The 14,963-nt window shown below is 36.6% G+C and carries 13 protein-coding genes and 1 tRNA gene; 4 read left to right on the top strand and 10 right to left on the bottom strand.

From position 1 onward, the window contains the following. Positions 1-8: 8 nt before the first annotated feature. Both ACFIJZ_RS01000 and argH read right to left on the bottom strand, forming a co-directional pair. The gene (locus tag ACFIJZ_RS01000) at positions 9-188 is read right to left on the bottom strand and encodes an LPS translocon maturation chaperone LptM (RefSeq protein ID WP_273790088.1); all 180 of its coding nucleotides are present in this window, start codon (positions 186-188) and stop codon (positions 9-11) included. A gap of 51 nt (positions 189-239) precedes the next feature. After that, positions 240-1,640: an argininosuccinate lyase gene (argH, locus tag ACFIJZ_RS00995; RefSeq protein ID WP_375630676.1), complete on the bottom strand. Its 1,401-nt coding sequence runs from the start codon at positions 1,638-1,640 to the stop codon at positions 240-242. Between the two features lie 32 nt (positions 1,641-1,672). Between argH and ACFIJZ_RS00990 the strand changes: the two genes are divergently transcribed. Next, positions 1,673-2,368, top strand: coding sequence for a TlpA disulfide reductase family protein (locus ACFIJZ_RS00990; RefSeq protein WP_273790090.1), 696 nt, complete (start codon positions 1,673-1,675; stop codon positions 2,366-2,368). A 2-nt stretch (positions 2,369-2,370) separates the two neighbouring features. On the opposite strand, the gene ACFIJZ_RS00985 is transcribed toward ACFIJZ_RS00990, so the two are convergent. The 7 genes from ACFIJZ_RS00985 to ACFIJZ_RS00955 form a co-directional block, all read right to left on the bottom strand. Further along, complete coding sequence (locus tag ACFIJZ_RS00985) at positions 2,371-2,847, bottom strand: YaiI/YqxD family protein (RefSeq protein ID WP_273790302.1); 477 nt, start codon at positions 2,845-2,847, stop codon at positions 2,371-2,373. A 30-nt stretch (positions 2,848-2,877) separates the two neighbouring features. After that, a complete protein-coding gene (locus ACFIJZ_RS00980) occupies positions 2,878-3,732 on the bottom strand; it encodes a YihY/virulence factor BrkB family protein (RefSeq protein ID WP_273790091.1) in 855 nt (284 codons plus the stop codon). 410 nt (positions 3,733-4,142) lie between these two features. Continuing rightward, positions 4,143-5,072 (bottom strand): prephenate/arogenate dehydrogenase family protein, encoded by a 930-nt coding sequence (locus tag ACFIJZ_RS00975; protein ID WP_375618338.1) that lies wholly within the window; start codon positions 5,070-5,072, stop codon positions 4,143-4,145. A gap of 1,954 nt (positions 5,073-7,026) precedes the next feature. After that, positions 7,027-8,067: a DNA polymerase III subunit delta gene (holA, locus tag ACFIJZ_RS00970; RefSeq protein ID WP_375630674.1), complete on the bottom strand. Its 1,041-nt coding sequence runs from the start codon at positions 8,065-8,067 to the stop codon at positions 7,027-7,029. Positions 8,068-8,071: 4 nt separating this feature from the next. Further along, positions 8,072-8,866, bottom strand: a complete 795-nt coding sequence (locus ACFIJZ_RS00965) for an ABC transporter ATP-binding protein (RefSeq protein ID WP_273790094.1) — start codon at positions 8,864-8,866, stop codon at positions 8,072-8,074. Then, a complete protein-coding gene (locus ACFIJZ_RS00960; RefSeq protein WP_273790095.1) occupies positions 8,859-9,755 on the bottom strand; it encodes an ABC transporter permease in 897 nt (298 codons plus the stop codon). Before ACFIJZ_RS00960 ends, ACFIJZ_RS00965 begins: the two co-directional genes overlap by 8 nt. Before the next feature lie 64 nt (positions 9,756-9,819). Then, entirely contained in the window at positions 9,820-10,797 is a 978-nt protein-coding gene (locus ACFIJZ_RS00955; protein ID WP_273790096.1) for an ABC transporter substrate-binding protein, read from the bottom strand. 186 nt (positions 10,798-10,983) lie between these two features. On the opposite strand from ACFIJZ_RS00955, the gene ACFIJZ_RS00950 reads away from it, so the two are divergent. The 3 genes from ACFIJZ_RS00950 (at position 10,984) to ACFIJZ_RS00940 (ending at position 12,147) form a co-directional block, all read left to right on the top strand. Then, positions 10,984-11,058: transfer RNA gene (locus ACFIJZ_RS00950), tRNA-Gly, on the top strand. Between the two features lie 608 nt (positions 11,059-11,666). Then, on the top strand, positions 11,667-11,849 hold the full coding sequence (locus ACFIJZ_RS00945; protein WP_375630671.1) for a hypothetical protein: 183 nt from the start codon (positions 11,667-11,669) through the stop codon (positions 11,847-11,849). Positions 11,850-11,865: 16 nt separating this feature from the next. Beyond that, complete coding sequence (locus tag ACFIJZ_RS00940; RefSeq protein WP_375630669.1) at positions 11,866-12,147, top strand: GNAT family N-acetyltransferase; 282 nt, start codon at positions 11,866-11,868, stop codon at positions 12,145-12,147. Positions 12,148-14,076: 1,929 nt separating this feature from the next. Here ACFIJZ_RS00940 and thiD read toward each other — a convergent pair. Continuing rightward, positions 14,077-14,931 (bottom strand): bifunctional hydroxymethylpyrimidine kinase/phosphomethylpyrimidine kinase, encoded by an 855-nt coding sequence (gene thiD / locus ACFIJZ_RS00935; RefSeq protein WP_375630667.1) that lies wholly within the window; start codon positions 14,929-14,931, stop codon positions 14,077-14,079. Positions 14,932-14,963: the final 32 nt, after the last annotated feature.

Raw genomic sequence — 14,963 nt, 5'->3', positions numbered from 1 at the left:
AAAAATCCCTATTGTATCAACCTATCAAGAATAAAAGGTTTATCTGTTTTGCCTTGAGGAACAAAAGTTCCTTGTGAAGAATTCACTCCTGTTGAAGGAGGTAACTCTAATGACCCTTTACGCCCACACCCAACGATACCCAAGCCCCCCAAAAGGACAATCATCACCCCCTTTAATATAATTTTCATCTGTCCTCTTTCCTCATCTCGATCTCTTTTTTACCTTTAAAATACAATCACTCAAGCGCTCACGAGACGCTTTTTCCAATACGCAATTTGCCGAAAAACCTCTGAAGGCGCTGTTCCCCCAAAGCTTTTGCGACTTTCAACAGATTTTTCAACGGTCAAAACATCAAAAAGTGTCGCATTGATATCAGGACAAATTGCTTGAAGTTCATCTAATGATAAATCATGGAGGCGACACTGTTTTTTTTCTGCCAATGCCACAGCACACCCTGTGATATGATGTGCTTCGCGAAAAGGAATCTCTGATTCGCGTACAAGCCAATCAGCAAAATCTGTAGCTGTTGCATACCCTAAATCCGCTGCTTGTTTCATGGCTTTTTTATTCACTTTCAAATCAGCAATCATCCCTGTCATTGCTGCTAGTGATAATTCCAAACTCCAAGCCCCATCAAACACATATTCTTTATCTTCTTGCATATCCTTTGAATAAGCAAGCGGTAATCCTTTCATCACCGTTAACAATCCCATAAGCGCACCATTCAATCGACCTGCTTTCGCTCGTACTAACTCTGCCGCATCAGGATTTCTCTTTTGTGGCATAATAGACGAACCCGTTGAAAAAGCATCTGATAAATGAATAAAACAAAACTGTTCACTTGACCAAAGAATTATTTCTTCTGCTAAACGTGAAAGATGTGTTGCACAAAGAGCGCCAGCGCTTAAAAATTCCAATGCAAAGTCACGATCTGAAACACTATCAATTGAATTGCGTGTAGGTTCGCGAAAGCCTAGCGCTTTTGCTGTCATAAAACGGTCAATTGGAAAGCCTGTCCCCGCTAAAGCAGCCGCTCCTAAAGGCGATTCATTCATTCGCTCAAGAGCATCACGCATCCGCGATAAATCTCGACCAAACATTTCAACATAAGCCATCATATAATGACCCAATGTTACGGGTTGAGCCAATTGTAAATGCGTAAAGCCTGGCATAAAGGTATCAACATGTTGTTCTGCGCGAATAAGTAATTGCTCTATCAATCCTTTTAAAGCTTGTGCTATCTTTTGCGTTGCTTCACGTACCCACAAGCGAAAATCAACAGCAACTTGATCATTGCGTGAACGCGCCGTATGCAAACGCCCAGCTACAGGACCTATCAATTCGCTCAGCCGCGCTTCAATATTCATATGAATATCTTCAAGCTTTCGTGAAAAAACAAATTTACCGTCTTCAATTTCTTGGCGAATAAGTTTCAAACCATGAACAATTTTTTCATAATCTGATTGTGAAATGATTTTCGTTTGCGCTAACATAGCTGCATGAGAAAGAGAACCTTCAATATCTTGTCGATAAAGTTTTTGATCAAAATCAATAGAAGCATTAATTTCTTCCATAATTGCAGCAGGGCCTGCCGCAAACCGACCACCCCACATTTGGTTCTTTAACTTCTCATCTGTCATATTCTGAAAACACCCATCCAAAGGACAAAATTATGATTTTTCAAATTTTCATCAGCAAAAAAAACAATAAAAAAAGGCAACTTTCCCTTGCATTCTTTATCATTGCATTGAGTTTATACGCAACCATAAACTACGATACCAAAAGAGAGTTTTTTCTTTTCAATTTCATTTCAGCAGCACAAGCACAAGAAATAAACATTAATAAAGCACGAGCAGAAAAAATGATGGCGATACGAAAAGCAGCAAAAGGCTTTTTTAGCCACATACGATTTGCTGATACGCCCTCAGATATGAATAAACTCTCTTTCAAGGATATTCTAGGAAAAGAGCACACACTCAGCGAATTTACTGGAAAACCAATGCTGGTCAATCTATGGGCTATTTGGTGTGCACCTTGCCGCACAGAAATGCCTGAACTTGCGCAATTAAAACGTGAATTAGGTGGAGAAAACTTTGATGTCATAGCTATTAATATCGATAAAACTGCTTCTCCTGAAAAAATTCAGCAATTTTTACAGAATATTCATTCAGATAATTTGCTTTACTATCGCGATGAAACAATGGATATTTTCAACAATGTTAGAAAACAGGGGCTCGCTTTAGGACTCCCCATTACATTGCTCATTGATAAAGAGGGATATCTCATTGCTTCTTTCAATGGTGCAGCTCCATGGGCCAATGACGATGCCAAAGCACTTATAAAAGCAGTCATTAAAGAAGCCCTATAACTTTAATAACCGCGTCTTTTTAAACGTTGTATAACAAGATCCAGTGCTGACAAAAAAGCAGAACGGTCTTTACGAGAAAAAGGACGGGGACCACCTATTATACTGCCCTGTCCACGCAAATCTTCCATCAAATTGCGCATCGCCAAAGCCTGACCAATTGAATTTACATCAAAAATACGCCCCGTTGGCGAAAGACAAAAACCCCCAGCTTGCACAACCCGTGCTGCTAAAGGAATATCACTGGTAATAACGATACTTGCCTCATGCACATGTTCTACAATCCAATCATCAGCACCATTGAATTCACCAGCAACGACCACTCTTTCAATGAGTGCTTCATCTGGAAGGGACAAAGAACGATTTGCCACAACAAATGTCTTAAGCTGATAACGATTCATCACACGATAAACTTCATCTTTTACAGGACAAGCATCCGCATCAATCAACAAAGTGATAGCAGGCTTTATTGGGATATTCATACCTTGGCTTTCAAGCAATAATAAGCTCTTTCATTCATCTGAATGTTGCAAATCCTTGCGATAAAACATTATCGCCGCGTTTATTTCTCCTCCCAAAATAAAAATTGCACTCAATATGTAGAGAAAAATAATAGCAACCATAATAGATGCCAACCCTGCATAGGTAGAAATATAATCAAACATCGTTAAATATTGCGCAAAAGCGATAGAAGCCATAAACCATATAAACATTGTCACCACTATTCCTGGTAAAATATCTATAATTTTCCGCCGCCCTGCTGGAAGCCATTTATGAACAATCAAAAGACTGATAAACAAAATAACGATTGCAACTGTATAACGCCATACACGAATAACAGCAATATATTCAGTCATAAAAAAAGAATGATTTTGCATAATTTTGATCAACAAAGGCGCCAGAATCAATAAAAAACTAATCACAACAAGACCAACAGCTCCAAGGATTACAAAAAACAGACTTTGAAAACGACAAAATAACAAACTCCGTCGATCAGTAACACGGTAAGCTTTATTTAAAGCCGTACGCAAAGCCTCTATCCCATTAGAAGCAAAATAAGCCGCTCCAATGACAGAAAGCGTCAACACACCTCCTCGATGAATGGTTAAAACATTGACAATTTCCTGAGATAAAGGCTCTGCAATAACATCAGGCAATAACTGCACCAGTGCTTTAATTTTTTGCGGTGTATAGGTAAAAGCCCCTAGAAAACGAGCAAACGATGTTCCAAAAATAAAAAAAGGGAAAAATGCTAAAAGCCCCGATAGCGCAACATGGCTTGCAAAAGCACTCCCATTATCACGCCAATAATGACTTACTGCGTCACCCAAAATACGATAGCTATACCAAAAGATATTTTTTAACAAAACTCAATACTTTCTGGTAAAACTCTTCCTCAGTCTATTTCAAGTTTTATAAAAATCATCAAAACTCTGCAAATAAACATTTTGCAATGTTGCAATATAAAGGTCAATAATCAATACGGTCAAGCCCGACTTTATACCAAAACAAAAACAATAACCCACTCTATGAAGTTCTACAACGACCTCATTTTTTTGTTACTTCTACAGATCAGTAACCTCTTCTGTACATCATATGCCCTATAGAGAGCTAAGCAAGATGATCGTGCACACATAAAACCTTTTGAAGTCATGATTATCTGTATCGGAGCAATCGCCCCTCCTTTTTATTGCAATCTATGACTGAATAAAGAAAAAACTTCTTATCGATTTCTAGAAAAAACCAACGAAATTCAACAAAACCCCCTTGCTTTTATTCACCCTTTTTTAGAAACACTCTGACGTCCAAAATCAGGAGCATCAATTTCCTGTCCAGCATCAATAATATTGCGACGTACAGCACGCGTACGTGTAAAAAAGTTAAACAGTGTCTCACCATCTCCTAAATGAATTGCCCGTTCTAAAAAAGCAAGCCCCTCACTAAAACGGCTCAACATTTCTAAAATAGCATCCTTATTATGCAAACAAATATCTCGCCACATAACGGGATCAGAAGATGCTAAACGCGTAAAATCACGAAAACCGGAAGCGGAATAAGCAATCACTTCCGAATTTGTTACTTTTTCTAAATCACTCGCTGTCCCAACAGTATTATACGCAATCAAATGGGGTAAATGTGAAACAATAGCCAAAACAAGATCATGATGCTTAGGTTCCATCTTTTCGACACGCGCACCACAAGCTTCCCAAAACGCTGTTAATTGTGCGACAGCAGCAGCATCGCTATCCGCAAAAGGCGTTAAAATACACCAACGATTCATAAATAAATCAGCAAAACCAGCATCCGGTCCTGAATATTCCGTTCCAGCAATTGGATGCCCTGGAATAAAATGAACCGTTTTTGGCAATAAAGGTGCCATTTCCGCAATAACCAACGCTTTCGTAGAACCAACATCACTCACAATCGCTCCAAGTTTTAAATGATCACGAATAGTTTTTGCCACTTCTGCACTAGCTCCAACAGGAACAGAAAGAATAACCAAATCTGCTCCTTCAACAGCTTTTGCATTATCTGTCGTATAAAAATCCCCAAGCTCCAATTCACGCGCTCTTTTCAGGGTTTCTGGACGACGTGTTGCAATAGAAATCTGAGCCGCAAGATTTTTCTTTTTAATCACTCTTGCTAAAGAAGACCCAATCAGACCGATCCCAATGAGTGCTATTTTTTCAAACTGAATATGGAGCATCTTTCACCTTCTAAGATTCTTTGCAAATGGCAATAAAGACAATTGTAAAATCACAATTTTCTTGTTTGTTTGTTCAAGAGTTATGCGTAAAACATTAAAAACGACAACTAGGGAATAAAGAATAACGCAGCTTACCAATTATCACCTGCGCAAGCTGACAACAGATCACTTTACCTAGAAAACACATAAAAAATAAATGACGAGAAATCTAACATCACGCTCTAAAACTCCCTCTTAATTACTGATCAAAGCGCATCACCGAAACAAAATAAAATGCACTCTCAATTAGGATAACAACGACTCTACATAAAATCCCATCAGTTTACTTTATCTTACTAATTTACTCACAAAAAAACACATCAAAAGCGTAAGCAGACACTAACTCTTCTCCAATTATCCCGATACGTTCATTAATTTGTACATTAGACCTATATAAAAACGTATTACGACTCCACCTACAACATCAACATAAGTTTCGCGAATATTGAAAACACCGTAAAACAACGCATACCAAAAGATACCATTAAAAACATTTTCCTCTCCCGATTCCGGATACCATAAATAAAATAAATATGAGAAAAACACGCCCTCTCAATAAAGAAAAAGTTTGATAACAAAAACACTGAACATCCCTTTAATGGAATCACACCCCTCGCGTAAAATAGAACGCCCTAAATAGAATAGATTTGGATTACAAATTCATGCGTTTGTTTTAAAAAGGCATCTCGCTCCCCAGCCTATCTCACGACAATGTTCGTAAATGTTATAACTATAAATCCATTAAGCACGACCCTCTTTACACTTAATAAAACACTATTATTATATTTTCCTACCCCCAATGTTGCAAAAAACCTTGGAATTTGAGAGCATTCATAAGAGGCATTTTTAGTGCTTTCTTGCACAGTTTTTATCCACACGCCCCCACTTATGACGTGTAAAAGACATTGTTCTGATTGATTCAATATAAAAAATAATAAATTATTAATAATAAACAATGGCTAGCTTTGTTTATGAGACACATTCATTGCTAAGATAATCATCTCTGTATCAAACATAAAAGTTTCCCCATAGGTGCTGTCGTTTTCATCATAATCTATTTTGACCTTCTCCTCATCCCACGAAGATTCTTAATTCATACAGATCTGCACACCGTTCATTTTCTTGTCTAAAAGATTCCTCTGGCTCACTATTTTATGTGATTCAATTAATCTATAGTATATTGATTTATAAAAATAATAATTTTTTTCAATTTGAATCATAACTTCGAATACTGTAAAATTCTTCCATCACAAACCCTCTTATCAATTAAAATCTCTTGTCTACACATCACAAGAAGACATGTGAGCAAAATGATGAAAAACGCTCTCTAATGCTAAAAACTGTAGCAACATTAGAGGCTAGCAAAGTATATAATGAGTGTCGACTTGCACTTTTATTAAGCGTAAAGATAGAGTTGCTCTATGGGTTTTATATTCTTCACAAGGAACTTTACTTCTACACCATTCATAAACACCGCCGCGAAATAGATATGACGCGCATTGAAAAATATTTCTAAGAAAGCGTATGAATCTACCATACAAGTGTCTTCTGTTGTTTGAGATACTCTGTTTTACATGGGGGTGTTACTCCATTAAGACTCTATGAACCAACCTAATATTCACCAAATATCCACACAAAAAAACATCGAATACATAAAATTTGATATGAGCCTCGTATCACTACTCTAAAAAACAGTACTTTACGATACAACAAAATAATAAAACTGTTTCAAAATGGCCTTTTGAAAATAAACTATTTCTTTTGAAGAAAAATTTCTATCAAGCTTTCAAGCTCCTAAAATGCATCCTCAAAAATACAAGTTCCACCAACCTCTACTTGATAGCATAACAGTTTTAATTGCTGAAAATGCCTCTGTGGTATACCAAAAATAAAAAATCATTATATTTCTAGGCGGTTAAGCTGCCATCTGGCGTCGTGCAATAATTGTAAGCCCTAACAAAACTTGACGAATGATAGCTTCGCCCAAAAGTGGATTTTTACGACTGTCTAAAACAGCACTCTGAATTCTTTCCATTGCATAAGAAATTTGTTCTAATTTCCAATATTTTAAAGCTTGTTCAACGATCTTTTTCCGTTGAAAAAAAATGGGAGGACGAGCTTCAGAAACCACCGTAAAAGGCGATTTTCCTTCAACCTCTACCTGATAACGCAATAGCTGTAATTGCTGAAAATGCCTTTGAGCTGTACTCAAAATTAAAAAAAGTGCCCCATGCACTGCTGCATGTCGATTAAAATGCACTTCAAAGCCTGATATATCGCCCAATAAAAGAGCATCAATGACTTCATCTTGAGAAAGAGCACTGACATCGCTTACAACAGCTTTCACATCTTCAAGAGTAACGTGAGCATTTGCAGCGTAAAGACAAAGCTTTTCTAATTCACCTCGTGATACAAGGCGATCCGCCCCTAAACTTTCATGCAACCATCTACGTGCATCCAAAGAAATAGTCTTCTTAAACTGTCCTAAAACCTCATCAATCAAACCGTCAAGAGAACGCATATCATCGGCAAAACAGGGCAAAGCCATCGCTTTTGATGCCGTTTCAACAGCATTGCGCAACCCTGTTCCTTTTTTTAAATCCCCTGATTCAATGAGTATAAAACAAGCTTCTGGTGGCTTCTCAATTAAAAGTTTTAAAGCAGCAAGAAAACCTTTTTGGTTAGCAGCATTAGAGATCCATATCAAACGATCTCCCCCAAAAAGCGATAACGTACGCGCTTCATTTTCCAAACGCGCAGGATCTTTATCAATTTCAGCAGCATCCAAACGAATTGTCGAAAATGGATCTTCTATTGCTACCTGTGTAAGTTTTGCAAAACATTGTGCACGCTCACAAACAAGACCACGATCTGGCCCATAAATGAGAACAATAGGAAAAGCACGTGAAAAACGCGTTAAAAACTGATCAACTTCATGTGCTTTTTTCTGAGCCACACTATTAATCCATTAACAGTTCATCATCATCAAGAACTTCCCCGCGAACTTTCTGAAACATGCCAATTAAATCATTGACATTCAAGCCCTTACGCTCTTCATGACAGACATCCAAAATCACTTTTCCACCATGCAACATCAAGGTGCGATCGCCATAATCAAGAGCCTGACGCATAGAATGAGTCACCATGATAGTCGTTAATTTTTTCTCTTCAACGATTTTTTCAGTCAACCGCATCACAAAATCAGCCATTCCAGGATCAAGTGCTGAGGTATGTTCATCAAGCAATAAAACATCCGCATGTGCTAACGTTGCCATCACAAGACAAACTGCTTGGCGTTGCCCACCTGATAAACTATCCATAGGATTATGAATATATGCTTCAAGACCAATGCCTAATTGAGCAATTTTCTCTCGAAAAAATTGCCGTTTCTCATAATTTAAAGCCGCACGCAAACCACGACGACTTCCTCGAAGAGCAGCAAGAGCCAAATTTTCTTCAATTGTTAAAGAACCACAACTTCCCTCTAACGAATCTTGAAAAACACAAGCAATTTTTCCAGCGCGTTCACTGACTGATTGCCTAGAAACATTTTGTCCATTGATAACCACTTTCCCTGTTGAAGGAAGCGTTGCACCCGCTAAAACACTGAGCAAAGTTGATTTACCAGCACCATTTGAACCAATAACCGTAACAAAACTACCCTGATCAATTTTCAGGTTAATATCAATTAAAGCCTGTTTTTCCAAAGGTGTTTGCGGTTTAAATGTGACCCCAACATGAAAAAATTCAATCACGTTTACGCCTCCTCCAATAGCGTGGCACAATAAGGGTTAAAATAACCAACAGTGAAGTAATCAACTGAAGATCTGTCGACGTATCAATACCAATTCCATTTGCTTCAAATGCAAATTGCACCGCCACACGATAAAGCACAGACCCTACAATACAGCTGATTATAATCCAAAAAATATTGCGCGTACGAAAGAGAGTTTCACCGATAATCACGGCTGCCAATCCAAAAACAATTGTTCCAATTCCACCGGTAATATCTGTTGCAATCGCAGTTTGAATATAAAGAGAACCACCAAGTGCCACACACGCATTGGAAAGCCCCATTCCAAAATATATCAATGCTGATGTATGAACACCTTGCGCCGTCGCCATGCGTGGATTAGCTCCCATTGCACGCATAGCAAGACCAATTTCACTTTCCAAAAAGCGCCAAATCAAAAACGCCATAACGAGCAACACAATACCAACGAAAAGAGGGCGCACAAAAATATCAGACAAACCAAACAGATTATAAAAGGGCGTTAACGCCGTATCAGCAAGAGCTAAATTAACATTAGACCCTCCCATAATTCCCATAATACGAAGATTAACCGTATAAAGTGCCGACATTGTTAAAATAGAAGCTAAAAGATTCAAAATGCCAAAACGCAAATTCAACATAGCCGTTAATAAACCAGCCACCATACCTGCACAAAAAGCACATGCCATAGCTGTCCATGCATTGAAACCCAAGAGAATCAAAACACCACAGACACAGGAACCAAGAAGAAACGATCCATCAACTGTTAAATCAGGAAAATCTAAAACCCGAAATGAAAGATAAACCCCTATAGCAACAAACGCATAAATAAGGCCTAATTCCACAGCACCAGAAAACGCAAATATATTCATGTAAAAACAATCTCCATGAAAACTTAACGTATTTTTATAGGATCAACACTTTGATCAATAAAAGTTATTGAATCACTTTTGTTGCACGGTCAATAACTGCCTGCGGAATAACAATCCCTGCTTTTTGGGCTGCTTTCAAATCAATTCGAATGTCATTATTAGCTGCCTGTACAACATCAATATCACCAGGTTTTTCACCCTTTAGAATACGCACGACCAATTTTCCAGCATCAACCCCTACATCATAGAAATTCACACCTTGCGTCATAAAAGGCCCGCGCCCGATAGTATTAGCATCAACAGTAAATACAGGCATATTGGCTTCCTCTGAGACCTTTATTGCACCTTCTAAAACAGATAAAATCGTATTATCAGCAGGAACAAAAATAATATCGACCTTACCGATTAAAGCGCGTGTTGCTGCCTGCACATCTGAAGGCTTTGGTGCCGATGAGGGAATAATTTCAATTCCAGCTTTTTTTGCTACATCCTTTAACGTTTTAAGTGTCGAAACAGAATTTGCCTCAGAAGCATTATAAAGATAACCAATTTTTTTCAAATCTGGTTTTACTTCTTGTAAAAGTCTAACACTTTCTGCAACATCTATACGATCAGAACTCCCCGTCATATTACCGCCAGGTTTGGTAAGTGAAGAAACGATTTTAGCTCCGATAGGATCAGAAATCGCTGCAAAGACGATAGGAATTGTTTTTGTTGCCGCAAGCATCGTTTGTGCTGAAGGCGTGGTAATTGCTACAATAACATCGGGTTTATCACCAACAAATTTACGTGCAATTTGCGTTGCTGTTGAAATATTACCCTGCGCTGATAAAAAGGTAAGTTGAAAATTTTCACCTTGCTTATAACCATTTGCTGCAAGCACATCTTCCACACCTTTACGAACAGCATCCGCAGCAGGATGGACCATAATTTGCGTTATTGCAACTTTAACGTGTTTAACTTGGTCATCGGCCTTTGCAACACTGTTCATCATAAAAACAGTTGCAATGATAATCCCTAATATATTTATTCTCTTCAACATTATATTCCACCCCTCTCCATGCAAAAATTAAAAAAGGAATAATTTATTACTGAAGAATTTTCTAAAATCAATCTTTATTTCATTTTATTTAAACATGGACAAAATAAATCAAACTAAAATGATATTTTTTTGTTGCAATTCGTAGAAGCCTACGCCATACAGACAAGACATATATCGAATCGGTAAGCGGGTGTAGCTCAGGGGTAGAGCACAACCTTGCCAAGGTTGGGGTCGTGGGTTCGAATCCCATCGCCCGCTCCATTGAATTTTGTATTTATTCGTTCTTGTATGGAGTTATAGCTTGTCATCGGTTGTTGTAGCTGTATGTATCTTGCCAGCAGGTTTTGTATATTTTTCCACTCGGTTTTGTATCAATTTACTTTTTTCAAAGTTTTTCTAAGATTCGTAATTTCTTGTGAAGCATCTATTGGATTGGGGCTTAGATCTAAGATAATAATTTTTAACTTAGACGGATTTTTTACAGCCCCCGTATAAAAGATTAATTAGAAATGATGAGCAATAACAAGAAAAACAAATGTTAAACAAATCAAAAATTGACTTATCATTAGAGAATAATTTTTGTTCAAAAGTACGTTTTTTACCAAAATTGTGCCCTAAAATAAAGGTTGTTGATTTTTAAAATGGCGTTTCTTCTATTAATTCAACATTTGCTTCAGATACATTCAATATTATCTCTGCTAAAAATTTACAAGAAACTATACCTGTAGAGCAGACAAAATCTATAATCGCTTTCTTGTAATGCGCAGAAACTACCTTTAGCTTGGTGGGTTGGACCTCATTCGTCTCATTATAAAGTTGATGAAGTTCTCTTATCTATTAGCTTAGAGCATGTTGAAACAGAGGTAGGCATGGCAGCTTTAGCGCAAGATATAGACTCACATGTTACTTCTATGCCGGATAACTTCAAAATCAAGGAAGTTGAATCACTTCAAGATTTTAGAGATTATGGAAATGTTATGGCATCAGTCTTCGAGCCTTTTGATGAAGAAGCAGTTATATTTTATGAAACAATAGGCCGTTGTTATAAATAAAGACTCTGATGTAGAGATGTTCGTTGGTTATATAAATAACAATCCTGTAGCAATATGTTTTTGTATTAAAGCAGATGGAGTTGGTGGAGTGTATGATATTGTCACCAATCCAGATTTTCAGAAAAGAGGTGTTGGGTCATTCATGACAAAAATTGCTATTGAGCATTTAAAAAGAAAGAAATGTCATGTTATTGGTATGCAAGCCTCTCACGAGGGAATTGGCATTTATAAAAAATTGGGCTTTACAAACTTTGGTGAATTTAAAATTTATTCCAATAAACACATGATCATTGAGTGATGAATTCTTTTTTGCTCATCAACTAAAAGAATTTATTATTTTCAGCAGAGCTCAAATATGATCAAGCAATCGATACAACCAAGGAAGCTTGGCCAATCCCCTTTACTACTGATAGTGAAAAGCTAAAATCATTACAAATATAATTGTTTTAAATGACTCACTCAAATTTTCTTATTTTCTTACTTTGTCTTAAATAAAGATATCTATCACAAATCTAAGTTGAATAAGTGTAAATTTTTTATATGATCAATAATCTACTGTTTGTTACTGATAATTATGAAGAACTCGAAAGCAAATATTTAGAACGACAGTTGCATTATAGTTTGTTAGATGGTTAGTCTGTTAGTTAATTAATAGAAAAAATTTTCGCTTTATAAAATAACCAAAGGAGCTTAAAAAAACTTTCAAAGAGCATTTAAAGGTCCTTTATGTGTATTGTTTCTTTTTTATATCACAGTTGATGATCAGAAATTTCTCACGCTAATTGTATTATTTTTACACGAAATAAACTATTTTCACCTATTATGTAGAGTGAATTAAGTTTTTGGGATTTCTAGCACATCATTTGAAAGACAAAAGAAATTTTCCCTTGTACTTGTGCAAACAGCGTGGACATCATTTGGTAATCCTCTTGCTTGAACAAATTCTTATCCAGAATAATCTTAAACACAAAAATAAATTAATAACTTGATTTATAAAGATAATTTATCATTATTCATATTGAGCAAGCGTCTCAAATATCATAGGACTATCTCATTTCAAATCTCTATACATTAAAATCACTCACAATCATCTGCTCACGCATAACAGGCAAAATTGACGTATCGATAAAATTCACTTGAAGAAAGGAATAAAAACTCTTCTTCTGAACGCTCTGAAATACCAAAGATTATCGCAACATTGGGAGCTAAAATAGTATAACCCCTTTCACCTTAAAACGTAAAAATGGGAAGCATAATAGTTTTATACACTTCATAGAGGCTTCAGACCATTCACGAACATTATTATAAAATGGATGTTACACACCTTGAGAGAAATCTCTTTAAAATAAACATGTGAATTAACAATATAAGTGCATTCTATTTTACATGAGGAACGTAACTTCAATCAAGATAAGGTAACATAAGGTGTTGAAACCGTCATAGCGCACAATAAAATCAGACCATTTTAAATGTTTAATGGTAACATCTGCTAAACAACAGAATAAAAATTCAATTTTGAAAAGATTAAACCATACGCTACAGGTCTATTGAAACTCCGATTGTACGATCGACTATCTTCTCGCTAAAATTTAATCACTATAAATATAAAAACCTTAAAACCCGCTCTAAATGCGTGAAAGTTTCTAGATCTTGCTGTATTAAATATTGAAACTCCTCATGGCTACTCATCTGAAACGCCAATAATTCCATAAAGCAGTTCCATAAAAAGGATAATGACGTTGTAATATCCGAAAAAAATTTACCACATCACCTGAAAGATCATTGATAATTCCATCAGAAAGCATCAATTTCTATTTAGAAAACCCTATCCATGCCGACAAAAAACTCTGTAAATGTTAGATATCTTCAATAATTTTGATAACGATTTTGGCTCATCCTGTTTTGCCACCAATATAAGAAACAGCAAATATAGTGGGATCAGCCAGCTTTAATATTGGTCTTTCCCTCTATCCTTTTTTCTATCAAATCCTGATTTTACAATTCCTTTCTCTCTCTTTTTTTATACTCAAAATTGCCTCTGAAACAGGATAGATTAATCGTAAAAAATATATAAAAGAAACAAATTATAACATTTTTTTCTCATCCTTCTTAATACAAAATAACTGTTAAGCTACAATGCGCTAACACTTATAGTCATAAGTCCAAAACAGCATATAATGACGAAACAAATTCATAGAGTGAAGATTTTTCACTATCAATCGTTGTATTAATCTTTCCATAATGCATAAAAATGATGAAGCGGCCCTCGCCCTTTCCCTACTTTTAAAGCATCTGAGGCAGTTAAAGCGCCATGCAAATAATCTTTTGCTTGTTTAACAGCGCAATCCAAAGGTTGGGTAGGTAACAGAGCTGCAATGGCAGCAGAAATGGTACACCCTGTCCCATGATCATGAGTGGTTGAAAGACGAGAGGCTTCAAGTATAACAAGGTTTTCACAATCACAATAAAGATCTGGACTAGAACAATCGTAATTTTCTGTACTATTTCTGGTAAGCGTATTCAAATGTCCCCCTTTTAACAAAACTGCACGACACCCTAGCGCCAAAAGTCGTGGAGCATATTGATACATAGTCTCTAAAGACCATTGCACTTCACATCCCAATAACAATGCAGCTTCAGGCAAATTTGGCGTGATCAAAGTTGACATCGGCACAAGAACATCACGCATAATTTCAATTGCATCAGACTTTAAAAGAACATCACCACTTTTTGCAACCATAACCGGATCAAAAACAATGAAACGCGCTTTATGATAAGCAAGACGTTCTCCAATAACCTGTGCAATCTGAGCATTTGCAACCATACCAATTTTAACAGCATCAACATGGATATCCTCAAAAACAGAATCAATTTGATCTGCAACAAAAGAAGCATCTAATGCCTGAAAAGAACGCACACCCTGAGTATTTTGTGCAACAACAGCTGTAACCACACTCATACCATAAGTTTTCATAGCTGAAAAAACCTTCAAATCCGCCTGCATTCCAGCGCCACCAGAAGGATCTGTTCCCGCAATAGATAAAATCCGTGGAATAAAAAGTTTATCTTTTTGTAATTCCATCAACCTCTTTCCTTCTGTTTTTAAATATCGGA

It is taken from the genome of Bartonella sp. CL70QHWL (assembly GCF_042194855.1).
GTDB lineage: Bacteria > Pseudomonadota > Alphaproteobacteria > Rhizobiales > Rhizobiaceae > Bartonella.
The sequence above is the reverse complement of the archived record's forward strand: the minus strand, read 5'-3'. Positions and strand labels throughout refer to the sequence as shown.

Bases quoted from the DNA above. Each gene is read 5' to 3' on its own strand.
- ACFIJZ_RS01000 (WP_273790088.1), bottom strand. From the start codon at position 188: ATGAAAATTATATTAAAGGGGGTGATGATTGTCCTTTTGGGGGGCTTG.
- argH (WP_375630676.1), bottom strand. From the start codon at position 1,640: ATGACAGATGAGAAGTTAAAGAACCAAATGTGGGGTGGTCGGTTTGCG.
- ACFIJZ_RS00990 (WP_273790090.1), top strand. From the start codon at position 1,673: ATGATTTTTCAAATTTTCATCAGCAAAAAAAACAATAAAAAAAGGCAA.
- ACFIJZ_RS00985 (WP_273790302.1), bottom strand. From the start codon at position 2,847: ATGAATATCCCAATAAAGCCTGCTATCACTTTGTTGATTGATGCGGAT.
- ACFIJZ_RS00975 (WP_375618338.1), bottom strand. From the start codon at position 5,072: ATGCTCCATATTCAGTTTGAAAAAATAGCACTCATTGGGATCGGTCTG.
- ACFIJZ_RS00960 (WP_273790095.1), bottom strand. From the start codon at position 9,755: ATGAATATATTTGCGTTTTCTGGTGCTGTGGAATTAGGCCTTATTTAT.
- ACFIJZ_RS00955 (WP_273790096.1), bottom strand. From the start codon at position 10,797: ATGTTGAAGAGAATAAATATATTAGGGATTATCATTGCAACTGTTTTT.
- ACFIJZ_RS00945 (WP_375630671.1), top strand. From the start codon at position 11,667: ATGGCAGCTTTAGCGCAAGATATAGACTCACATGTTACTTCTATGCCG.
- ACFIJZ_RS00940 (WP_375630669.1), top strand. From the start codon at position 11,866: ATGTTCGTTGGTTATATAAATAACAATCCTGTAGCAATATGTTTTTGT.
- thiD (WP_375630667.1), bottom strand. From the start codon at position 14,931: ATGGAATTACAAAAAGATAAACTTTTTATTCCACGGATTTTATCTATT.